The organism is Roseateles sp., from assembly GCF_031397715.1.
Lineage (GTDB): Bacteria > Pseudomonadota > Gammaproteobacteria > Burkholderiales > Burkholderiaceae_C > Paucibacter_A.
Genome location: NZ_JANNMI010000170.1, coordinates 1 through 22098, shown reverse-complemented (window position 1 = coordinate 22098; position 22098 = coordinate 1). Strand labels below are relative to the sequence as shown.

The following is a 22098-nucleotide window of genomic DNA, read 5'->3' as shown; positions in this document are numbered from 1 at the left end:
GGGGCGCGCTGCGCCCCCCCCACAGGGGGTGGCGCTGCGCCCCGTGGCTCTTCATCCCGTATGACTGGGTGAGGAGCACAGAAATTCAGGGCAGGCGCGCAGCGCCCTCAAAAACTGATTTCGCGCCCCCTGTCTGAACGGAGCGTAGCGCAGTGAGTTGGGCGCGGCCCTGAATTGCGAGCACCGCAACGGACCCCGCAGGGGCCAGGCGTCCGGGTCGCCTTCTCTTGCCCTCTTCTCTTGGCGAGACAAGAGAAGAGGGTCGGCCGCCGGGCCGAACTCCCGGCATCGTGCGGGGAGAGCAGATTCGCCGAGGCGCGCATGATTTTGAACAAGATTTGACCGATAGGGCCAGATCTTGCCTGCTCATGCAAGACTTGACCCTAAACTGCCGCAGTCCCGAAAACCCTGAGTGCAGCCACTATGGCCGATAACTACGACGACTATTCCAAAGAACAGCTCTTGCGCCTGCTGCGCGAACGGGACCGTAGGCCAAATTTCGGGCTGGTGTGGGAGCGCGACGAGATTGACCACGACTTATCAGTCAACAACGATTTTGTGGTGCTGGACTGGGATACGGATTTGTCTTGCGGCGACGGCCCGCAGCGCAATTTGATCATTGAGGGCGATAACTTCGACGCTCTGCGCAGCTTGCGCATGACGCACGCCGGTCGGGTCAAGTGCATCTACATCGACCCGCCCTACAACACCGGCAACCGCGACTTCATTTACAACGACAGCTTCATTGACAAGGACGACAACTACCGCCATTCCAAGTGGTTGGAGTTCATGTTCCGGCGGCTGGAGCTGGCCAAGGATCTGCTGACCGAGGACGGCGTTATTTTTGTGTCCATCGACGACAACGAGGTGTTCCACCTGGGACTGTTGATGGAGCAGGTGTTTGGCGCGGCAAACTTCATTGCCAACGTGATCTGGCAAAAGGTGTACTCACCAAAAAGCACGGCGCAGCATTTTTCCGATGACCATGAGTACATCATTTGTTATGCCCTCAACAAGAATGCATGGCGACCCAACCCGATGCCTCGTTCACTGGAACAGGACAAGGCCTACAAGAACCCCGACAAAGACCCGCGCGGCCCGTGGAAGGCTGGCGATATGTCCGCGCGCAATTTCTACAGCAAGGGCACCTACCCGATTACCTGCCCATCGGGGCGTGTCGTCGCTGGCCCACCACCCGGCAACTACTGGCGATTTGCGCAAGAGAAGTTTCTTGAATTGGACCGCGACAATCGTATCTGGTGGGGTAAGGATGGCAACAACGTTCCGGCCTTCAAACGATTTCTATCCGATGTTCAACAGGGTGTGGTGCCGCAAACACTGTGGCAATACAACGAAGTCGGGCACACGCAAGATGCCAAAAAAGAAATCCACGACATTCTTCAATTTGAAAATACGGCCGACGTTTTCTCCACGCCCAAGCCGGTGGCACTGATGGAACGCATCATGCGAATTGCCACCAAGCCCGGCGACATCGTGCTGGATTTTTTTGCCGGGTCGGGCACCACAGCGCAGGCGGTGCTGAACTTGAACAAGGAAGACGGCGGCAATAGACGCTTTATTCTGGTGTCCAGCACCGAAGCGACGGGGGATACCCCCGATAAAAATTTGTGCCGTGACGTGTGCGCCGAACGGGTGCGGCGCGTGGTGACCGGCTACACCTCCAAAAAGGGCGAGGCAACTGCCGGGCTTGGTGGCGGCTTTGCCTACCTGCGCTGTCGCCGCATTCCGGCGGCCACGGTGTTTCGCGGCATCCAGCACGTACAAATATGGACCGCGCTGCAATTGATTCATGACCTGGCACTGTCACCCTACCAGGCCGCATTGCCCATGCAGACGGCGCAAGGCAAACGCTCTGTGGTGATCTATTTGCCGAAAGTGTCCGACGCCATGCTGGAAGCTGTGCAAGCCGCGATTCAGGGGGCCGGCCAAGCCGTGGTGTATTCGTGGCAACCTGCCTTGCTGGCGCAACGCCTGACCGACCCGCGTGTTTCATTCGAGCCGATCCCGGCGTTTCTGGTCAAGCGCTTCGGCGCGCGATCCAGCGCCAGAGGAGGTCGGCCATGAGCGCGCCTGCACCCAAAGGCTATCAGCGCGAGGCTGTCCTCAACGCACTGGAGATTTTTCGTTATGCCGAAAGCCAATTCGCCCAAGCGAGTGACGACGCCAGCCGTGCAGCGGCGACGGCCTTCAATGGTTGCCTGCTGTTAGAGGCGCCGACCGGTTCAGGCAAGACGCTGATGGCCGGCATGATTGCCGAGGCCTTTGCGGCCCCGGACCGTGCCAGCAACGCACAAATCGTTTGGTTCTGGTTCACGCCCTTCGCCACGCTGGTGGAGCAGGCCAAAGGGGCGATCAAGTCCACCTTTGTCGGCCTGCGCGTGCGTGACCTGCAAGGCGACCGCAAGACGCGCGGCACTCAGAGTGGTGACGTGTATGTGACCACCTGGGCCTCGGTAGCGGCCGCCAACGCGGCCACGCGCAAGGTGCGTAGTGGTGGCGAGTTTGTGCTGTCCTTGGACGCTTTGATTGCCGAGTTGCGGGCGGACGGCTTTCGCATTGGTGCGGTGGTGGACGAGGCTCACCACGGCTTTGCCACGGCCAAGGAGGCCGTGCGCTTTTACCGGCAATCGCTCAAGCCCGACTTCACACTGATGATTACTGCCACACCGGATGACGCCGATGTGGAAAAGTTCAAAAAAGCAGCGGGCATTGAGCATTTGCATCGCATCCGGGTCAGCCGCAAAGAGGCGGTGGACGCGGGGCTGATCAAGGACGGTATCAAGTCGATTGCCTATCTGGCGGCGGACGATCAGAAGGCCTTGGTGGACTTCGCGGCCACCGCCTTGGCCGATGGCTGGGGCATGCACCAGGCCATCAAGCAGGGTTTGCAGACGGCAGGCATTGGCTTGGTGCCGCTGATGCTGGTTCAGGTGGCCAACAGCAATAAGGCTGTGGACGAGGCGCGCACACGCTTGGCGGCGCTGGGCGTGCAAGAGTCAAAGATAGCCTGGTACACGGCGGACGATCCCAACGACGACTTGCTGGCGGTGGCGCTTGACGAACGCAAGGAAGTGCTGATTTTCAAGATGGCGGTTGCGCTGGGCTTCGATGCGCCGCGTGCCTTCACGCTGGTATCGATGCGCGGGGCGAAAGATACCGATTTTGGCATTCAGGTGGTGGGGCGCATTCTGCGTGTACACAGCCACCTGCAAGGGCCAACGCTGGACAAGCAGCTGCCCGAGTTGCTGCGCTGCGGCTATGTCTTTTTGGCCGATGCGGCCAACCAAAGCGGCTTGGTAAATGCGGGCGAGAAGATCAACGCGATTCAGAGTGGCTTGTCGCATGTGTGCCCGTTCACCATGGTGGTGAAGGTGGCTGGGGTCAACGAAATTCAAGTCTCGCACAACGGGCAAGCGCAGTTGCTGTCGGTGCCCTATACGCCATCCGTTTGGCCTGCCCCAAGCCCGGCATCGGCCGCGAACCTTGGCGCTGAGGGTGCACCTTTTGCGGGTGAATCGCCGGCTTGGCAGCAGACCGGAATTCTGACGAATCTGGTGTTGATGCCGCCGCCATCCGTACCGCAGTCAGCAGGCGCGCCCGTTGTCGTCCCATTGCTTGCTGGCAACCGCCGCTTTGCGTTGCGCGAAGGTGTGCCGCGCGTCTATCGCTCGGAGCAGTCGCCGCTTTCAACCGACGATCTGCTGACCTGCATTGCTGCCAACATTGCCATTGACGACAAGGCTTTCAGCGCCGGGTTTCGCCAGTCGGTGAAGGTGACCCGGCAGACGCTGGACCTGTTTGAGGGCAGCGAGGAAGTGCAGACGATGAACGCACGGCTGTCCGACGCTGAAATTGCCCGGCGCGCGCAGAGTGTTTTGTTCGATGCCGATAACCTTGACCCGCGCGACCTGCACGATGTGCTTCTGGCGCGGCTCAAAACCGAGTACGGCCACCGTGGCGTTGACACGGACGCCGTCGGCATTGAGATGGCTTTGAACCGCATCATGGCGGCCTACCCGCACCTGATTCGCAACGCAGCGCGCACCTGCTCGGCCAAGTTCAAGGAAACCTTTGACGCGGCACCCTTGCCAGAATTTGTGGAATTGCCAGCGGGCGTGAAGAAGTCGCGCCTGAATGTGTACGGTGTGATGCCGCAAGACCTGAACGGGCCGGAGCAGGCGTTCGCGCAATTGCTGGATGCCGATACTTCCGGGACGGTCGAATACTGGTTTCGCAACGAACCCCGCAAGCCGTGGTCGATTGGCATTGTGATGCCCAGCGGCGATCGCTACTTTCCCGACTTCGCCATCAAGGTCGCTGGCCGCGTGGCGGGTGGCGGCCTGATGTTGGTGGAAACCAAGGGCAATCACATCCTGAATGGCGACAACACCGTGGACAAAGTGCTGGCCGAACACAAGCTGTACGGCGTGCCGCTGATGCTGGTGCAAGACCATGCCGGGCGATTCATGACCATCAAACACTTCCAGAGCAGCGGGCGCAACGAGCAAGACCAGATTTTTAGGATTGAGAATCTGGCGGGGTATTGAACTGGTTTGGATGGATGCGCTGCGGTTTTGATGGCGGCTTGCGCAGGGCCGAGGGCCAACGACCCATGGCGACTGCGCAGCAGAAAGTCAATGCCTGAAGTGGCGCACGCCGCTGAACACCATTGCAATGCCGCGCTCATTGGCGGCTTTGACCACCTCGTCGTCGCGCATCGAGCCGCCCGGCTGAATCACGCTGGTGGCGCCAGCGTCAACCACCACATCCAGACCATCGCGGAAGGGGAAGAAGGCGTCGCTGGCGACAGCTGAGCCTTGCAGCGTCAGGCCCGCGTTCTCGGCCTTGATCTTGGCGATGCGGGCCGAGTCGATGCGGCTCATCTGGCCAGCACCCACGCCCAGCGTCATGCCGCCGGCGCAGAAGACGATGGCATTGCTCTTCACGTATTGCGCCACGGTCCAGGCGAACAACAGGTCTTCGAGCTCTTGCGCGGTGGGCTGTTTGGTGGTGACGACCTTCAGATCGGCCGCCTTCAGGAAATGGTTGTCGGCGGTTTGCAAGAGCATGCCGGAGCCGACGCGCTTGCTGTCGACCGCGTTGCGGCCTTGGCTGAAGGGCGTTGAGCCGCCGGCAGGCAAGGCAATCTCCAGCAGACGCACATTCGCCTTGGCCGCGAAGATGGCGCGCGCTTCATCGCTGAAGGCAGGTGCCATCAGCACTTCCACAAACTGCTTGGCCACATGGGCGGCGGCCGCCGCATCGACGGGCCGGTTGAAGGCGATGATGCCGCCAAAGGCCGAGGTCGGGTCGGTCTTGAGCGCCTTGGCATAAGCGTCGGCAGGATTTGCAGCCACCGCCACGCCGCAAGGGTTGGCATGCTTGATGATGACGCAGGCCGGGGCTTCAAAGGCCTTCACGCATTCCCAGGCGGCGTCGGCGTCGGCGATATTGTTGTAGCTCAATTCCTTGCCTTGCAGCTGCTTGGCCGTCACCAGGGAGCCGGGTGCGGGATACAAGTCGCGGTAGAGGGCGGCGGTCTGGTGCGAGTTCTCGCCGTAGCGCAGGTCTTGCACCTTGACGAAGGTGGAGTTCATCTGGCCGGGATACTCGGCCAGCGCGCCGTCGTCCTGGCGTGCGCTCAAGTAATTGCTGATTGCAGCGTCATATTGGGCGATGCGGTTGAAGGCGGCGACCGAGGCGGCAAAGCGCGTCTTGTCGCTGGTCTTGCCATTGCTCTTGAGTTCTTCCAGCACTTGTGCGTATTGGCCGGCGTCGGTCAGCACGGTCACATCTTTCCAGTTCTTGGCGGCGGAGCGCACCATCGCCGGGCCGCCGATGTCGATGTTCTCGATCGCGTCTTCCAACGTGCAACCGGGCTTGGCCACCGTCGCTTCGAAGGGGTAGAGGTTGACGGCCAGGATGTCGATCATCGTGATGTCATGTTTTGCAGCGGCCGCCATATGCTCGGGCAGGTCGCGCCGGGCCAGCAAGCCGCCGTGGACCTTGGGGTGCAAGGTCTTGACGCGGCCGTCCAGCATCTCCGGGAAGCCGGTGTGCTCCGCCACCTCGGTGACGGGCAGGCCGGCGTCAGCGAGCAGCTTGGCGGTGCCGCCGGTGGACAAGAGGCGCACGCCGAGCAGGTTCAGCGCGGTGGCGAATTCGAGGATGCCGGTCTTGTCGGACACGGAGATCAAGGCGGTGAGGGCGGTCAGTTTGGACATGGTGTGCGGGGCGGTGTTGGAATTTGGGCGAGAACCCGCTCAATCAATTGGGGTCAGAGCTACTCGCTGCGCGAGGGCGGTCTGACCCACAAAGACTAAAGAAGTTTATGTTCGGTCAGCTTGCGCCGCAGCGTGTTGCGGTTGATGCCCAGCCACTCGGCGGCCTTGCTCTGGTTGCCGGCGGCTTGTTTCATCACCACCTCAAGCAGGGGTTTCTCGACCACTTGGATCAACATTTCGTGCATCGAGTGCGGCTCTTCGCCGTCCAGGTCGCGGAAATAGGTTTCCAGGTTTTCGCGCACGCAGGCATCAATAGGTTTCGGGGTCATCATGCCGGTTGTCTCAATTTTTATTGCTGGTAGTCATGGGTCGCTATTGTTGGGGCTTCTGGCAGCTTAGGGCTATAGGGCAAGCGCTGATAGGACTGCCCGAGTGTGTCAAACCAAGCTTGCAAAGCCTTGACTTGGGCCGCGCTGCTGTCCAGCAGATTCATCGCCTGGCGAAATGTTTCGCCACCGGGCAAGTCTGCGACGGCCCAGCCAATATGCTTGCGCGCCGTCCGCATGCCGGTCAGCTCGCCGTAAAGGCTGTAGTGATCATGCAGATGTTCGACCAGCCAGTCGCGCGCCTGCAGCACGGTGGGCGTCGGCAGCTGCTCGCCGGTGGCCAAGAAATGCGCGGTTTCGGCAAAAATCCAGGGCCGTCCCTGGGCCGCGCGGCCAATCATCACCGCGTCGGCGCCGGTCAGGGCCAGCACGTCGCGGGCTTTTTGCGGTGAATCGATATCGCCATTGGCGACCACCGGTATTCTCAGCGCCGCTTTGACGGCCGCCACGGTGGCGTACTCAGCAGCACCCTTATAGCCTTGCTCACGGGTGCGGCCATGCACGGTGACCATGGCGACGCCGGCGCCCTCGGCGGCCAGCGCCAAACTCAGGGCATTTTTTTCACTTTCGCACCAGCCGGTGCGCATCTTCAAGGTGACCGGCACGCCCTGCGCCGCCGCCGCCTCGACCACCGCTTCGATGATTTGCAAGGCCAGCGGCTCGTCTTGCATCAAGGCCGAGCCGGCCCATTGATTGCACACCTTTTTGGCCGGGCAGCCCATATTGATGTCGATGATTTGCGCTCCGCGGTCAATGTTGTAGCGGGTCGCCTCGGCCATCATGGCGGCGTCGGTGCCGGCGATCTGTACGGCGATAGGGCCGGCTTCGCCCTCATGGTTGGCACGCCGTGAGGTCTTCAAGCTGCTCCACAAATCCTTGCGCGAAGTCACCATTTCGCTCACGGCGTAGCCTGCACCCATGCGTTTGCAGAGTTGGCGGAACGGCCTGTCGGTGACGCCGGCCATCGGCGCCACGAACAGATTGTTGGGCAGAGTGTGGGGGCCGATCTGAAGGACCGGCTGATTTTTGGGCAGAGTGGCGGACACGGGGGCGGACACGCGGGCGGGCATGGGGGAGGTGGAGGCTTTGCCTAAAAATGAGGCAAAATTATACCTTCTCGGGGCCGGGTCTCGTGGCCGGCGCGGCCAGCAGCTGCCGCCGCTCATGCTGCTGGCCAGCCCCTCCGCATAATGGCAGCAATGGAAGCCTATTTGGAGTCACTGCTGCACGGTCTGTTGTTGATGTTGGCCGTGCCGGAAGTCGGCTTGATCAGCGTGTTTTTGATTGCCTTGGTGTCGGCCACGCTGCTGCCTCTGGGTTCGGAGCCGGCGGTGTTCTTGGTGGTCAAGGCCGACCCGGCGCTGTTTTGGCCGGCGGTCTTGGTGGCGACGGCGGGCAACACCTTGGGCGGCGCCATCAGTTGGTGGATGGGCTATGGCGCCGAAGCCGCGTATGAGCGGGTATACGAGCGCGCCACCCATCGCAAACCCCATCACCCACGCTTGCTGGCATGGTTCGAGAAATTCGGCGCCAAGGCCTGTTTGCTCAGTTGGCTGCCGGTGATTGGCGACCCGATGTGTGCGTTGGCCGGCTGGCTGCGCCTGCCCTTTTGGCCCTGCGTGGCCTATATGGCGGTGGGTAAGTTCTTCCGCTACTTGGTGATGACGGTGGCGCTGATATGGGTATTTCCGGGGTCGGTGTGAGTTTCGGGACGGGATTTATTGCATTGCTTGCATAGACAATGCCTGCTCAGCCCTTTATGCCCACCGGCCCCCGACCCCCATGAGCACACCCGCTTACAACGAACTTCAGCAACGCCATCAACGCCTGCACCGGCTCGCCCATCTGCAGGCGATGGGTCAATGGGATCAATCGGCCAATATGCCGGCCAAGGGCAACGAGGCACGCTCGCTGGCGCTGGCCGAGATGGGCGGCATGCTGCACCAGTTGGCCACCGAGCCACAGCTCAAGGGCCTGCTGGACGCCGCCGCGGCCGAGCCCTTGAGCGACGATCAGCGCGCCAATCTGCGCGAGATGCGGCGCAGCTGGATGGCGTCCAACGCCTTGCCGCAAAGCCTGGTGGAGGCCAAGTCGCTGGCCAACTCGCGCTGCGAACATGCCTGGCGCACGCAGCGTCCGGCGAATGACTGGGCCGGCTATCTGCCGCTGCTGCGTGAATGCGTGAAGCTCGCGCGTGAAGAGGCGCGCTGCTTGTCCAAGAGCAGCGGCCTGGGGCTTTATGACGCCTTGATGGACCAGTACGAACCGGGCATGCGGGTCGCCGAAGTCGACCGGGTTTTTGGCGATTTGCGCGCTTGGTTGCCGCAGCTGATCAAGCATGTGCAGGCTCGCCAAGCCCAAGAAACCACCGAGCGCCCAGTGGGCCCCTTCCCCAAAGAGGCGCAGCGCGCGCTCGGTCTGGCGGCAATGCAATTGGTGGGCTTTGATTTCGACGCCGGTCGCCTGGATGAAAGCGCGCACCCGTTTTGCGGCGGTGTGCCCGAGGATGTGCGCATCACCACGCGTTACCGTGAAGATGATTTTTTGCCCAGCCTGATGGGCACCATCCATGAGACCGGCCACGCCCGCTACGAGCAGAACCTGCCGCGCGACTGGCTGGGCCAGCCGCTCGCCCAAGCGCGTTCGATGGGCCTGCACGAAAGCCAGTCGCTGAGCTTCGAGATGCAGCTGGGCAGCCACCCGGCCTTCGCCAAGTTATTGAGCCCCCTGGTGGCCAAGCATCTGGGCGAGCAGGCCGCCTTTGAGCCGGCTAACTTGAATCGCCTGCTGACACGGGTTCATCCGGCCTTCATCCGCGTGGACGCCGACGAAGTGACCTACCCGGCCCATGTGATTCTGCGTTACGAGATCGAGCGTGCCTTGATCGAGGGTGAGATCGAATGCGAGGACATCCCGGCGCTGTGGGATGCCAAGATGATGGAGTTGCTGGGCGTGGACACGCGCGGCAACTACAAGGACGGCTGCATGCAGGATGTGCACTGGGGCTGCGGCCTGTTCGGCTATTTCCCTTGTTACACCCTGGGCGCGATGTATGCGGCCCAGTGGTTTGCGGCGATGCGGCGCAGCCGCCCTGAGCTGGACGCCGATATCGCTGCGGGTAATTTGGCGCCCATCTTCGACTGGCTGCGCGAGCAGATCTGGTTGCAGGGCAGCCGGCTGGAGACGCCCAAGCTGGTCAAACAAGCCAGCGGCGAGACCCTCAACCCGGCACACTTCAAGGCGCATTTGCAGGCGCGTTATTTGGGGTGATGCCGCACGCTCGGCGTGACCGGGTTCACGCCCGACGCTGCGACCTGGCCTCCAGTGTTTTCAGCGTGCGGCGCAAGCGGCGCAGCGCGGCCGCCATGCGGTGTTCGCCCGGTTCGCCCAACAGGCGAAGGCTGGTGTCCGCCAAAATCTCCGCGTTCAGCACCAAGCCATGGCGGGCCAGTTGCGCTGTCAATTGCGGCGCCCGCTGGCGCAGCGCGGCGCGGGTGCTTTGGTAGGCATGCTCGGCCAGCTGGTGGCGCTGGGAATAGCTGAAGGTGTTGGCCAAGAACATCTCGGCATCGCGGTGATCGGGCTCGAACAGCAGGATGTCGGTCTCCGGATGGCTGTGCTCATAGCGCTTGATCCCCAACTCCAGCCGCGAATGAATCAGCGAGCGAAAGGTCTGGCTCAGCACCAGCGGCAGGCCGCCGTCGACCAGCTGCGGGATGCGCGCGTGCTTGCTGCGGGTGGACTCGGCCGGGTCGGACTCATAAGGCACCAGCGGGTTCAGGCAGATCAGCAGATCCAGGCCTTCTTGCAAGAGCACCGAAGCATGCAGGGTCTTCTTCAGCGCGCCGTCGACATAATGCCGCCCTTCGATGGCAACCGGCGGGAACAGGCCGGGCAGCGCCGCACTGGCCTGCACCGCCTGCGAGATCGGGATGTGGTCCCAGCCGGGCAGGCCAAACGGGGCGGCCTCGCCGCTGTCCAGGTCGGTGGCGACCAGCACCAGGCGCTTTTTCAGTTGCCTGAAGTCATTGCTGCGGCCGGGCTGGCTGAACAGCAGCTTCATCTGCGCGGCCATCGCCGCGCCGGACAACAGTCCCGTCGGCAGCGCCGCACCCAGGCGCTCAAACGAACCCAAGACCGAGCGACGCTGCGCCAGCACGCCCCAAGTGGCCCGGGCCAACAGACCGGGCACTAACTTCAGGCGCGAGCGGTACTCGCCCCAGGCCGGCTGTAGCAGCTGGGCCGGCTCGAAGCTGTCCGGCGAATGCTTGCTGTTTTCGATAAAGGCAGCACACAGCGCGCGCGGGCTCAGGCCGTTGGCCAGGCCGGCTGCAATAAAGCCGCCGGCGCTGACGCCGATATAGCCATCGCAGTCGGTGAAGTCAAGGCCGCTTATGGCCTCTTCCAGCGCGCACAGTGCGCCAATTTCGTAGATCGCCCCCAGGGGTCCGCCGCCGGCCAGCGCGAGGCCGATCCGGGGCTTGTTGGAAGGGGCGCTCAAGGGCGGCAATGGTTGAGGCTAACCCGGCCGTGCCGCAGATTCAGGCTTCAACCGTTGCTGTGACCGCTTCGGCCGCCGGCGTCACATCGCCGCCGACTGCCGCTGTCACGACGGCCTTCTTGCTGGCAGGCTTGCGGGCCGCTTTCGTTGGCGCTTTTGTTGGCGCGGCTGCTGGCACTGTTGCTGCTGCTTTCGGCGCGCTCTTGGCTGCAGGCTTGGCGGCGCCTGGCTGGGTCGCGGCGACGGCCTTGCCGGCGGCCTTCTTGAACGGGGTCGCCACGGCCTTGGCAGCTGGCTTGGCCTTGCCGGCGGCTTTCTCTGCTGCTTTCACCGCCGTTTTGACGGGCGCAGCCTTGGCGGCGACCTTCTTGGCCGCGGCCTTGGCAACTGGCTTGGCCGCAGCCTTAACGGGCTGCTTCGCCGGTGTCTTCTTGATGCCGACGGCGGCATTCAGCGCGTCGATGCTGGCGATCAACTCGGCCACGTCCTTGGCCGAGGGTACGCCCAGGCGGTTCAGGGCGCGGGCGACGCGGTCTTCAAAAATAGATTCCAGCTTGTCCCAGTGCTGGCCGGCCTTGTTGCCGACGCCGCCGGCCATGCCGGTGACCTTGCTGGCCATCGCGCCAAGCTTTTCTTCGGCGGCGGACTGGGTCTTCTTCTGCAGGCTCAGGCCTTCCTTGACCAGGGCCTCAAACACCTTGCCGCCTTCGCCTTGTGCTTTGGCGAAAGCGCCCAGGCCGGCGGCCCAAATATGCTGGGCCGAGTCCTTGATGCCTTGTGCGAGCTGGCTGTCCAGCAAGCCGGCCGGCAGGGCACCGCCAAAGCCGGTCTGGGCAGCGCTGTTCTTCTTGGCTGCCATTTTCTGAAGCTTCTTGACCATATTGTTTGTCCTTGGTGGTGGTTGCCGCACGGGTTGCGTGGAAATTACTTTCACTATAAGTGCCGCAAGCGCCGCTGTGTAGCCCGTTCCTAGGCAGTCACCCCTATCTAATCTGGCGCGCCGCGGCAGCCACACTGCGGGTAATCGCCCACAGGTAAGGCCTCGCAGATGGACAAGAATCACCAGCATTGGTACATCACGGAGACAGACATGCAGTATTTCGTCACGGGGGCCACCGGCTTCATCGGCAAGCGTTTGGTCAAGAAGTTGCTGGCACGGCGCGGCAGCACGGTGCACTTTTTGCTGCGCGAGGAAAGCCGCGACAAGCTGCCCGAGTTGCTGGAGTTCTGGGGGCTGGCTAAGAGCAGCAAAGCGCGCGCGCTGCCGGTGTTTGGTGACCTAACGGGCAAAAAGCTCGGTGTCTCGGCGGCCGACCTGAAGGCGCTCAAAGGTCAGATTGACCATGTTTATCACTTGGCCGCCGTCTATGACCTGAAGGCCGATGCGGCCTCGCAGATGGCCGCCAACGTGGACGGCACGCGCAGCATGGTGGAGTTTGCGGCCGCCGTCGAGGCCAGCCATGTGCATCACGTGTCCTCGATCGCGGCGGCCGGCTTGTACGAGGGCGTGTTCCGCGAGGACATGTTTGATGAGGCCGAGGGGCTGGATCATCCCTATTTCAGTACCAAGCACGAGAGCGAAAAAATCGTCCGCCAAGAGTGCAAACGGCCCTGGACGGTTTACCGCCCGGCGATGGTGGTCGGTGACTCCAAGACCGGCGAGATGGACAAGATCGACGGCCCTTACTATTTCTTCAAGCCGATCCAGCGCCTGCGCCAGATCCTGCCGCCTTGGCTGCCGTCGATAGGCTTGGAAGGCGGGCGGGTCAATATCGTGCCGGTGGACTATGTGGTCGACGCGCTCGAACACATCAGCCACCAGACTCACGCCACGGGACGTTGCTTCCATCTGGTGGACCCGGTTGGCTACCGCGTCGGCGATGTGCTGGACATCTTCTCCAAGGCCGCGCATGCGCCGAAGATGAATCTGTTCATCAACGCCGCGCTGCTGGGTTTCATTCCCAAGAGCGTGAAAAAGGGCTTGATGGCTTTGGCACCGGTGCGGCGCATCCGCAATGCGGTGATGAAGGATCTGGGTCTGCCGGACGATTTGTTCACCTTCATCAACTACCCGACCCGCTTTGATTGCCGCGACACCACCGCCGCGCTCAAAGGCTCAGGTATCGCCTGCCCGAACCTGCATGACTATGCCTGGCGGCTGTGGGATCACTGGGAGCGTCACCTCGACCCCGATCTCTTCATTGACCGCAGTCTGCGCGGTGCTTGCGGCGGCAAGGTGGTGTTGGTCACGGGCGGCTCCAGCGGCATTGGCCTGGCTTCGGCGATCAAGTTTGCCGAGGCGGGTGCAATCACGGTGATCTGCGCCCGCGATGAAGTCAAGCTGGCCGAGGCGGTGGCCGAGATCCGCGCGGCCGCCGGCGCTGACGCCAAGATACACAGTTACTCGGCGGACATTTCCAACGAAGAGAGCTGCAAGGCGATGATTGCCTGGCTGACCGAGACCTTCGGCGGGGTTGACTACCTGATCAACAACGCCGGCCGTTCGATCCGCCGCGCCATCGAGGGCAGTTACGACCGCTTCCACGATTTCGAGCGCACCATGCAGCTGAACTCTTTTGGCTGCCTGCGCGTCACGATGGGCCTGCTGCCCGGCATGGTGGCCAAACGCAAGGGTCATGTGGTGAACATCTCCAGCATCGGCGTGTTGACCAATGCGCCGCGTTTCTCGGCCTATGTGGCCAGCAAGGCCGCACTGGATGCCTGGACGCGCTGCGCGTCGAGTGAGTTTGCCGACCAGGGCGTCACTTTCACCACCATCAATATGCCGCTGGTGCGCACGCCGATGATTGCGCCGACGCAGATTTACAAAAACGTGCCGACACTGGCGCCGGAGGAGGCGGCCGATATGGTGGCACAGGCCTGCATCTCGAAGCCGGTGCGGGTGGCGACGAGGTTGGGTATCACGGGTGAGTTGCTGCATGCTCTGATGCCGCGGGTGGCGCAGATCGTGATGAACACGACCTTCCGCATGTTCCCCGATAGCGATGCCTCCAAGGGCGACAAGCTGGGCAAGGGGTCTAAGTCGCAGCTGTCACCCGAGGCGATCGCGATGCAGCAAATGATGAAGGGGATTCATTTCTGAGGCACGGGTGCTGCCCGGTTTGCGAGTTCAGCTTGCCTGCACCCCTGCAAACCTGACGGCCACCTTGGCCGTCGTAGCCGCTCAGCAGCGAATTCGGCCGACAGCTTGTCCGTGGTGAGCAAATAGAGCAGGCCCGGCAGCGCCGGGCAGCGTCGGCCGCTGAACAAGCCTCAACGGCCACGCGGGCGCTTGATTCTTGACACAAGCGGCATGCCGCCACTGGCGCAGGTTTTGGAACGCCTCGTTCAGCCGCAACACATTGAAGCGCCGGGCCGTCGCACGGGCAGCGCGGGCAGGCGCAATCCGTCGAGCCGGCCGTGCTGGAGAGGTGCAATCAATCAATCATTCAGTCATTCAATCGAACAGGTCGGCGAGCTGGTTCCGCAGCGCCTTTGGGATTTTGTCGACGACCTGGTGGCTGACTTGAGGGGCCGAAGAGCCACGGCCTGCTGAGCTGCTAACGCAGCAAGGTGACGCTCAGCACCAGCACACCCAAGCTCAAGTTGACGCCCAGCCAGTTGTGTATCTGGTTCAGGGCTTGGTCGCCGGCGTGCCAGTCGCTTGCCACCACGCAGCCGGAAAGCTTTTTGTAGAGCGCAAACTTGATGTGCAAAAAGCTTGCGACCATCACGCTTCCAAGTACCGCCATAACAGTCCAGGCAAGCGGCATCTGAAAGACTCCACCAGACTGTACGACCTGTTTGGCGACCCGGCCCAGCATCCACACGCCGCTGCCCAGCACCAGCAAAGAAGCCCACAGCGATACCTTGAAGAAGCGCCCCAACGCAGCGTGCATCAGGCGCACGCGCTGCGCTGCATCAAGCTGCGCTGTCGCAGGGCGCAGAAAGAAGACGCTGAAGCTCATGCCGCCTAGCCAGACAACGATGGCAAGCAGGTGCAGGGTTTTGAGAGTGGCATAAATCATGGTTGGACTCAGTTGGGGTCAGGTCTTGCCCGCAGCCGTGCGGCGGCGCAGCAGAGTCATCGTCGCATGCAGTGCGGCGCCCACGACAAGCGCGGGCGGCCGCCATTGCTCAAGCCGTGCCGCCATCTGCAAGCTTTCGGGCGCCTGAGCGCCGGCCCATTTGCCGCTCATGCTGGCGCCCCATTGACTCAGCGCAGCGAAGGCCCGGGCGCAAAGTGACGACAGTGCGATGAGGCAGAGCGCGGCGAACCAACTGACGGCGTAAAGCATAGGGTTGGGTATTTTTGCGGGACGGTAATTCTCTAGATTTGACTCAGGCGCTTGCGGTCATGTCAGCATCTGCGCCGACGTTGATCTGCCAATGGCGGCAAGCAGCTTCCAACACCAGGGTCTCACCGTCGGCGAGGTGGGCATCGGCCCGCGCCGCCGCCAAGGCTAAGGTCAGCACCTTGCGTTGCAGCAAGGGCTCATCCACTTCGGCCATCAGCGCGGCCAGGCTTTGAGCATCGATGCTGGACATCATTGAGGCTGCGCCGTAGGCATTCACCAGCAGGTCCTCGCAGAGCGATTGCAAAATGGGCGCCATGCCGCCCGCCTGCAAACCCAGCTGCCCGGCGGCGTCGAGTTGCTGCAGGGCATTGAACTCCGAGAAGCTGACGTTGCCATCGGCGATCAGCACGAGGGCCACGATGCGGGCAGCTGCTGCGGGGCTGTTGCGGGGGTAGGAGCGCATGGTGTTTGTCCTTGGGGAGGGTTGAGTCGGTTTGATCGGGCCTCTAAGGTGCAAGCTTGCTGGCGAGTATGCGGTTGATGGTCGAATGAAAAAGCTGCGTTTCATTGACTTTTACTTCCGAAAAATAGAAGTAATGTGCGAACTGAAGCCGCACCGCTTCGCGCGCTAACGCGGCAAAAGTTTGCCAGCCTCAGCCGCTCGTTTGGGGTTCAGCAGAAAACCGCAGACCTGGTGCTCACCGGTGGGCGGTCCGGGCCGGGCGCGTCGTACAGGGCCGGCCCGTGGCTTGAGCCCCCGAGAGTTCTGGTGGCAGAACGCAGCGGCGCAGCTCGCAGCTCGGCCGCCCTGTTCAGATCGGCGTGGCTGCTCAGTTTGAAGTGCATTTGCCAGGCCGATCGGATCTGATGCGAGGCCTGTCCTTAGAATCCAGTTTCCTGCCCCTGCATGGCGCCCTCAATGAGGCGCCGGAAGCCCACGAATGAATGCTGCTGCTCTCAAGTCAAAGTCGCCCGCCGCTGCCGTTGCTCCGGTTGTCATCGTCGGGGCCGGCTTGGCCGGTTTGACGGTCGCCCTGCATTTGGCCGACACCACGCCGGTGGTGGTGCTGGCCAAACGCGAGTTGACCGAGGGTGCCACGGCGTGGGCGCAGGGCGGCATCGTCGGTGTGCTGGGCAGCGATGACAGCATCGAGTCTCATGTGCGCGACACCCAAGATGCCGGCGCCGGCTTGGTCGACGCGACCACCGCCCGCTTCATCGCCGAGCGCAGTGCCGCGGCAGTGGCTTGGTTGGTGGGTCAAGGCGTGCCCTTCACGCCCGATGATGACGGCCCGCTGGGCCTGCACCTGACGCGCGAAGGCGGCCATGCGGTGCGCCGCATTGCCCATGCAGCGGACGCTACCGGCAAGGCCATTCACGACCGGTTGCTGGCCGCTGCCAAGGCCCATCCGAACATCACGCTGCGCCAGCGCTGGATGGCGCTGGACCTGATCACCTCGCGCCATGTGCAGCGCGAAGAACAGCCGCGCTGTTACGGCATCTATGCTTTGGACATCGACACCCAACGCGTCGAAGCACTGGCGGCGCGCGCGGTGGTGCTGGCCACCGGCGGCGCCGGCAAGGTTTACCGTTACACCACCAACCCCGACACCTCCACCGGCGACGGTATCGCGATGGCCTGGCGGGCGGGTTGCCGGATTGCGAATATGGAGTTCATCCAGTTCCATCCGACTTGCCTGTATCACCCGCAGGAGCGCAGCTTTTTGATCACCGAGGCGCTGCGCGGCGAGGGCGGCCACCTCAAACTGCCGAATGGCACCCGTTTCATGGCCGCGCATGATGCGCGCATGGAGCTGGCGCCACGCGACATCGTCGCCCGAGCGATCGACTTCGAGATGAAAAAACATGGTGTCGACCACGTCTGGCTGGACGCCACTCATCTGGGCGAGGCGTTTTTGAAAGAGCATTTCCCGACCGTGCATGCGCGCTGCCTGAGCCTCGGCATCGACATCGCCAAGCAGCCCATTCCGGTGGTGCCGGCGGTGCACTTCACCTGCGGCGGCGTGGTCACCGATCTGGCAGGGCGCAGCGATTTGCCCGGTGTCTATGCGGTGGGTGAGACTGCCTACACCGGCCTGCACGGCGCCAACCGCTTGGCCAGCAACTCCTTGTTGGAATGCGTGGTGCTGGGTCAAACCTGCGCCGATCACATTTTGGGTCTGCCCGCGACCGAGTCCGCGCCGCTGCCGGGCTGGGACGAAAGCCAGGTCGAGGACGCCGACGAGCAGGTTGTCATCGCACATAACTGGGATGAGCTGCGGCTCTTGATGTGGAACTATGTCGGCATCGTGCGCACCACCAAACGGCTGGAGCGGGCGCTGCACCGGATTGCCTTGCTGCGCGGCGAGATCGACGACTACTACGCCAACTTCCGCGTCACGCGTGATCTCTTGGAGCTGCGCAACTTGGTGGACTGCGCCGAGCTGATCGTGCGCTCGGCCTTGCTGCGCCACGAGAGCCGCGGCCTGCATTACAGCCGCGACTATCCGCTGACGCTGCCGGTCAGCTTCCCGACCGTGTTGATGGCCGAGCGGGGGCTGCGCAAGCTGTAGCGCGCGCCGCCAGACCGGTCGCTTCGCGCCAGGCCCGCCAAGATCGCGCTTGGTTTCGCCGCGCTGCGAGAACGCTATTGCCGCTTTCCGCCGCTGTCTGCCGCTTGGGGCTCCTAGAGGCGCAAGGCCTGGGCCTGCAGCGGCCAAGCCAGCGCCTGCTGGACGAACTGCGTCAGCGCGTCGGCGCTGCCTGTCGTCTGCAGCCTTGGCGCCGCAGACCCTGCCGCCAGGCCCAAGGCCTGCCACTGCTTGGCCGCTTGCTGCGCCACCGCCGATTCGATATTGAGCAGCTTGACTTGCTCGCCGAGCACGCGTTGCAAAGCCGGCTGCACCAAGCGGTAATGGGTGCAGCCCATCAAGACGGTGTCGACCTCGGCGTCGACCAAGGGCTGGCACAGCTGCGTGAGCAGTTCAAGCAAGGCCGGCGTCTCCAGCTCGCCGCGTTCAATCAGGGCGACTAGACCAGGGCAGGGCTGGCTGAAGACCTGCGCTGCACCTTTGTGCCGCGCAATCAAATCGGCGAAGCGGGCGCTGGCAATGGTGGACGGCGTGGCCATCACGCCGATGCGGCCATTGCGGCTGGCCGCCACGGCGGGCTTGATGCCGGGCTCGGTGCCGACGATGGGCAGGTCCGGCCAGCGCTGGCGCAGTGCAGTGATTGCATGCGCGGTGGCGGTGTTGCAGGCCACCACCAAGACGTGCGCGCCTTGCGCAATCAAATGCTCGGCTATGGTCAGGCTGCGTTGAATGATGTAGTCGGGTTCGCGCTGACCATAGGGTGCGTGCGCGGTGTCGGCCACATAAAGCAGGGGCACTTCGGGCCGCAGGCGATGCAGCTCGCGCAGCACCGTCAGGCCACCAACGCCGGAGTCAAAAACACCCAGGCAAGTTGGGCTGGGGGGAAGGGTTGAGGTCATTAAGTGCAGCAGTCTAGCTTTTGTCGCCGGGTGGCTTCGGCTTAGTGGCTAGAATAGAACGATCGTGCTTTTTTTACTGCTTTGCGGCAAAGAAGCTGCCGGGTTGCTGAGTGGCCCCCGTAGAATCTGGTTAACGTTAACGTCAATTAGTCTTGGAGTAATCGATGAAAGTCTTGGTTCCAGTCAAACGCGTGGTCGACTACAACGTCAAGGTGCGCGTCAAGAGTGACGGCAGCGGCGTCGAGATCGCCAACGTGAAAATGTCGATGAACCCCTTCGACGAAATCGCCATCGAAGAAGCGGTGCGCCTGAAAGAGAAGGGCGTCGTCACCGAAGTGATCGCCGTCTCATGCGGTGTCACGCAATGCCCGGAAACCCTGCGCACCGCGATGGCGATCGGTGCCGACCGCGCCATCCTGATCGAAACCGACGTGGAGTTGCAGCCCTTGGCCGTTGCCAAGCTGCTCAAGGCCCTGGTCGACAAAGAGCAGCCCGGCCTGGTGATCCTGGGCAAGCAGGCGATCGATGACGACTGCAACCAGACCGGCCAGATGCTGGCCGCGCTGACCGGACTGCCGCAGGGTACGTTCGCCAGCAAGGTCGAGCTGACTGCTGATTCGGTATCGGTAACGCGTGAAGTCGACGGCGGCCTGGAGACGGTCAAGCTGACGCTGCCCGCCGTCATCACCACCGACCTGCGCCTGAACGAGCCGCGTTATGTGACGCTGCCCAACATCATGAAGGCGAAGAAAAAGCAGATGGACGTGCTCAAGCCGGCCGATCTGGGCGTCGACGTCACGCCGCGCATCAAGACCCTGAAGGTTGAGGAGCCGCCCAAGCGCAGCGCCGGCATCAAGGTGGCCGATGTGGCCACCCTGGTTGATAAATTGAAGACAGAAGCGAAGGTGATCTGAGATGCGTGCTCTCGTTATTGCTGAACATGACAACGCCCACATCAAGGGTGCCACGCTGAATACCGTCAGTGCCGCTGTGGCAACGGGCGGCGAAGTCGACGTGTTGGTGGCCGGTTTCAACGCCGCCGCCGCCGCTGCGGCAGCTGCGCAAATCGCCGGCGTGGCCAAGGTCTTGCATGCCGATGCCGCCGCGCTCGAAAACGGCCTGGCCGAGAACCTCGCCGCGCAGGTCATCGCCATTGCCGCCGGCTACACCCACATCCTGTTCCCGGCCACCGCCGCGGGCAAGAACGTGGCACCGCGCGTCGCCGCCTTGCTGGACATGGCGCAGCTGTCCGACGTCACCAAGGTCATCAGCGCCGACACCTTCGAGCGCCCGATCTACGCCGGCAACGCGATCGCCACCATGCAAAGCAGCGATGCGATCAAGATCCTGACCGTGCGCACCACCGGCTTTGACGCTGCAGCCGCCACCGGCGGTAGCGCCGCCGTCGAGGTGATCGCAGCGGCCACCGACAGCGGCAAGAGCAGCTTCGTCGGCCGCGAGGTGACCAAGAACGATCGCCCCGAGCTGACGGCAGCCAAGGTGATCGTCTCCGGTGGCCGTGCCCTGGGCTCGAACGACAAGTTCATGGAAGTGCTGACGCCGCTGGCTGACAAGCTCGGCGCTGCTTTGGGTGCCTCGCGCGCCGCTGTGGATGCCGGTTATGCGCCGAACGACTGGCAGGTCGGCCAGACCGGCAAGATCGTCGCCCCCCAGCTCTATATCGCCTGCGGCATCTCGGGTGCGATCCAGCATCTGGCCGGCATGAAGGACTCCAAGGTGATCGTTGCGATCAACAAGGACGCCGAGGCACCGATCTTCTCGGTCGCCGATTACGGCCTGGAGGCCGACCTGTTCGTGGCCGTGCCGGAGCTGGTCAAGAGCCTTTAATTTATTTCCCCTTGTTCTAGTAAGCCTGAAGGTGCCCGACTGCATGGTCGCGGTGCCTTTTTTTTGGAGAAAAATCAATGAGCTACCGCGCCCCCGTTAAAGACCTGATGTTCAATATGCAGGCGCTGGCCGACCTGCCGGGCTTGAACCAGATTCCCGCCTTTGCCGACTTCGACCTCGATACCGCGCAAGCGGTGCTGGAGGAATGCGCCAAGCTGTGTGAAGACGTGATCGCGCCGCTGAACTGGGAAGGCGACAAGAACCCGTCGTACTGGAAAGACGGCCAGGTCTTCACCACGCCCGGCTTCAAGGAGGCCTTCAAGCAATTTGCCGAAGGCGGCTGGCAAGGCCTGCAGCACCCGAGCGAGTTCGGGGGGCAGGGTCTTCCTAAGACCATCGGTGCCGCCTGCGGCGAGATGATCAACAGCGCTAACGTCAGCTTCGCGCTGTGTCCGCTGCTGACCGACGGCGCGATTGAAGCGCTGTTGACGGCCGGCTCCGACGCGCAAAAGAGCGTCTTCATCCCCAAGCTGGTCGACGGCAGCTGGACCGGCACGATGAACCTGACCGAGCCGCAAGCCGGCTCCGACCTGGCGCAGGTGCGCACCCGTGCCGAACCCCAAGCCGACGGTACCTACAAGATCTTCGGCACCAAGATCTACATCACCTACGGCGAACACGATATGGCCGAGAACATCGTCCATCTGGTGCTGGCCCGCGTGGTTGGCGCGCCCGAAGGCGTCAAGGGCATCAGCTTGTTCCTGGTGCCGAAGTTCATGGTCAATGCCGACGGCTCGCTGGGCGCCCGCAATGACGCGCATTGCGTGTCGATCGAGCACAAGCTGGGCATCAAGGCCAGCCCGACCGCCGTGCTGCAGTTTGGCGACCACGGCGGCGCCGTGGGAACTCTCATTGGTGAAGAGAATCGCGGCTTGGAGTACATGTTCATCATGATGAACGCCGCCCGCTTCGGCGTCGGCGTGCAGGGCATTGCCTTGGCCGAACGGGCTTACCAAAAGGCGGCCAGCTTCGCTCGCGAGCGCGTGCAGTCGCGCCCGGTCGACGGCTCCACCGCGGCCGGCGGCGGCGCCGCAACTATCCTGCATCACCCCGATGTGCGCCGCATGTTGATGACGATGCGCGCGCTGACCGAGGGCTGCCGGGCGATGTCCAGCGTTGCGGCCAGCGCCTATGACACGGCGCATCACCACGGCGATGCGGCCGTCGCACAGCAAGCGCAAACCTTCTATGAATACTTGGTGCCTATCGTCAAGGGCTACAGCACCGAGATGAGCTTGGAGGTCACCGACCTGGGCGTGCAAGTGCATGG

The 22098-nt window shown here is 62.9% G+C and carries 18 protein-coding genes; 9 read left to right on the top strand and 9 right to left on the bottom strand.

Annotated elements, in window-relative coordinates:
• Nucleotides 1–423: 423 nt before the first annotated feature.
• Nucleotides 424–2085 (top strand): site-specific DNA-methyltransferase, encoded by a 1662-nt coding sequence (locus tag RMO57_RS07385; RefSeq protein ID WP_310385454.1) that lies wholly within the window; start codon nucleotides 424–426, stop codon nucleotides 2083–2085.
• Nucleotides 2082–4568: a DEAD/DEAH box helicase gene (locus RMO57_RS07380; protein ID WP_310385453.1), complete on the top strand. Its 2487-nt coding sequence runs from the start codon at nucleotides 2082–2084 to the stop codon at nucleotides 4566–4568. Before RMO57_RS07385 ends, RMO57_RS07380 begins: the two co-directional genes overlap by 4 nt.
• An 87-nt stretch (nucleotides 4569–4655) precedes the next feature.
• On the opposite strand, the gene purH is transcribed toward RMO57_RS07380, so the two are convergent.
• The 3 genes from purH to dusB form a co-directional block, all read right to left on the bottom strand.
• Nucleotides 4656–6245, bottom strand: coding sequence for a bifunctional phosphoribosylaminoimidazolecarboxamide formyltransferase/IMP cyclohydrolase (gene purH, locus RMO57_RS07375; RefSeq protein WP_310385452.1), 1590 nt, complete (start codon nucleotides 6243–6245; stop codon nucleotides 4656–4658).
• 95 nt (nucleotides 6246–6340) lie between these two features.
• Complete coding sequence (locus RMO57_RS07370; RefSeq protein WP_310385456.1) at nucleotides 6341–6574, bottom strand: Fis family transcriptional regulator; 234 nt, start codon at nucleotides 6572–6574, stop codon at nucleotides 6341–6343.
• Nucleotides 6575–6594: 20 nt separating this feature from the next.
• Nucleotides 6595–7701: a tRNA dihydrouridine synthase DusB gene (gene dusB, locus RMO57_RS07365; protein ID WP_310385450.1), complete on the bottom strand. Its 1107-nt coding sequence runs from the start codon at nucleotides 7699–7701 to the stop codon at nucleotides 6595–6597.
• A 141-nt stretch (nucleotides 7702–7842) separates the two neighbouring features.
• Here dusB and RMO57_RS07360 point away from each other — a divergent pair, with 141 nt between their 5' ends.
• The gene (locus tag RMO57_RS07360) at nucleotides 7843–8334 is read left to right on the top strand and encodes a YqaA family protein (protein ID WP_414896389.1); all 492 of its coding nucleotides are present in this window, start codon (nucleotides 7843–7845) and stop codon (nucleotides 8332–8334) included.
• A 79-nt stretch (nucleotides 8335–8413) separates the two neighbouring features.
• Nucleotides 8414–9901, top strand: a complete 1488-nt coding sequence (locus RMO57_RS07355) for a carboxypeptidase M32 (protein ID WP_310385446.1) — start codon at nucleotides 8414–8416, stop codon at nucleotides 9899–9901.
• Between the two features lie 25 nt (nucleotides 9902–9926).
• Here the strand turns inward: RMO57_RS07355 and RMO57_RS07350 are convergent, their stop codons facing one another.
• Together RMO57_RS07350 and RMO57_RS07345 are read right to left on the bottom strand one after the other, a co-directional pair.
• Entirely contained in the window at nucleotides 9927–11132 is a 1206-nt protein-coding gene (locus RMO57_RS07350; protein ID WP_310385444.1) for a patatin-like phospholipase family protein, read from the bottom strand.
• A 40-nt stretch (nucleotides 11133–11172) separates the two neighbouring features.
• Nucleotides 11173–12012 carry a phasin family protein gene (locus tag RMO57_RS07345; protein WP_310385442.1) on the bottom strand — a complete coding sequence of 280 codons (840 nt, stop codon included), beginning with the start codon at nucleotides 12010–12012 and terminating at the stop codon, nucleotides 11173–11175.
• Nucleotides 12013–12222: 210 nt separating this feature from the next.
• On the opposite strand from RMO57_RS07345, the gene RMO57_RS07340 reads away from it, so the two are divergent.
• Entirely contained in the window at nucleotides 12223–14235 is a 2013-nt protein-coding gene (locus tag RMO57_RS07340) for an SDR family oxidoreductase (RefSeq protein WP_310385440.1), read from the top strand.
• A 457-nt stretch (nucleotides 14236–14692) separates the two neighbouring features.
• On the opposite strand, the gene RMO57_RS07335 is transcribed toward RMO57_RS07340, so the two are convergent.
• From RMO57_RS07335 to RMO57_RS07325, 3 genes are all read right to left on the bottom strand, one after another.
• Nucleotides 14693–15160, bottom strand: a complete 468-nt coding sequence (locus RMO57_RS07335; protein ID WP_310385438.1) for a CopD family protein — start codon at nucleotides 15158–15160, stop codon at nucleotides 14693–14695.
• 18 nt (nucleotides 15161–15178) lie between these two features.
• Nucleotides 15179–15331, bottom strand: a complete 153-nt coding sequence (locus tag RMO57_RS07330) for a hypothetical protein (protein ID WP_310385436.1) — start codon at nucleotides 15329–15331, stop codon at nucleotides 15179–15181.
• Between the two features lie 142 nt (nucleotides 15332–15473).
• A complete protein-coding gene (locus RMO57_RS07325) occupies nucleotides 15474–15893 on the bottom strand; it encodes a TerB family tellurite resistance protein (RefSeq protein WP_310385434.1) in 420 nt (139 codons plus the stop codon).
• A 478-nt stretch (nucleotides 15894–16371) separates the two neighbouring features.
• Between RMO57_RS07325 and nadB the strand changes: the two genes are divergently transcribed.
• Nucleotides 16372–18003 (top strand): L-aspartate oxidase, encoded by a 1632-nt coding sequence (gene nadB / locus RMO57_RS07320; protein WP_310385432.1) that lies wholly within the window; start codon nucleotides 16372–16374, stop codon nucleotides 18001–18003.
• 113 nt (nucleotides 18004–18116) lie between these two features.
• Here the strand turns inward: nadB and murI are convergent, their stop codons facing one another.
• Complete coding sequence (gene murI, locus RMO57_RS07315; protein WP_310385430.1) at nucleotides 18117–18920, bottom strand: glutamate racemase; 804 nt, start codon at nucleotides 18918–18920, stop codon at nucleotides 18117–18119.
• Between the two features lie 164 nt (nucleotides 18921–19084).
• On the opposite strand from murI, the gene RMO57_RS07310 reads away from it, so the two are divergent.
• The 3 genes from RMO57_RS07310 to RMO57_RS07300 all read left to right on the top strand — a co-directional run.
• On the top strand, nucleotides 19085–19834 hold the full coding sequence (locus tag RMO57_RS07310) for an electron transfer flavoprotein subunit beta/FixA family protein (RefSeq protein WP_310385429.1): 750 nt from the start codon (nucleotides 19085–19087) through the stop codon (nucleotides 19832–19834).
• A gap of 1 nt (nucleotide 19835) precedes the next feature.
• A complete protein-coding gene (locus tag RMO57_RS07305) occupies nucleotides 19836–20768 on the top strand; it encodes an electron transfer flavoprotein subunit alpha/FixB family protein (protein ID WP_310385428.1) in 933 nt (310 codons plus the stop codon).
• A gap of 77 nt (nucleotides 20769–20845) precedes the next feature.
• Nucleotides 20846–22098: acyl-CoA dehydrogenase family protein (locus tag RMO57_RS07300; RefSeq protein ID WP_310385426.1), on the top strand; the 1253-nt coding region annotated here is incomplete at its 3' end.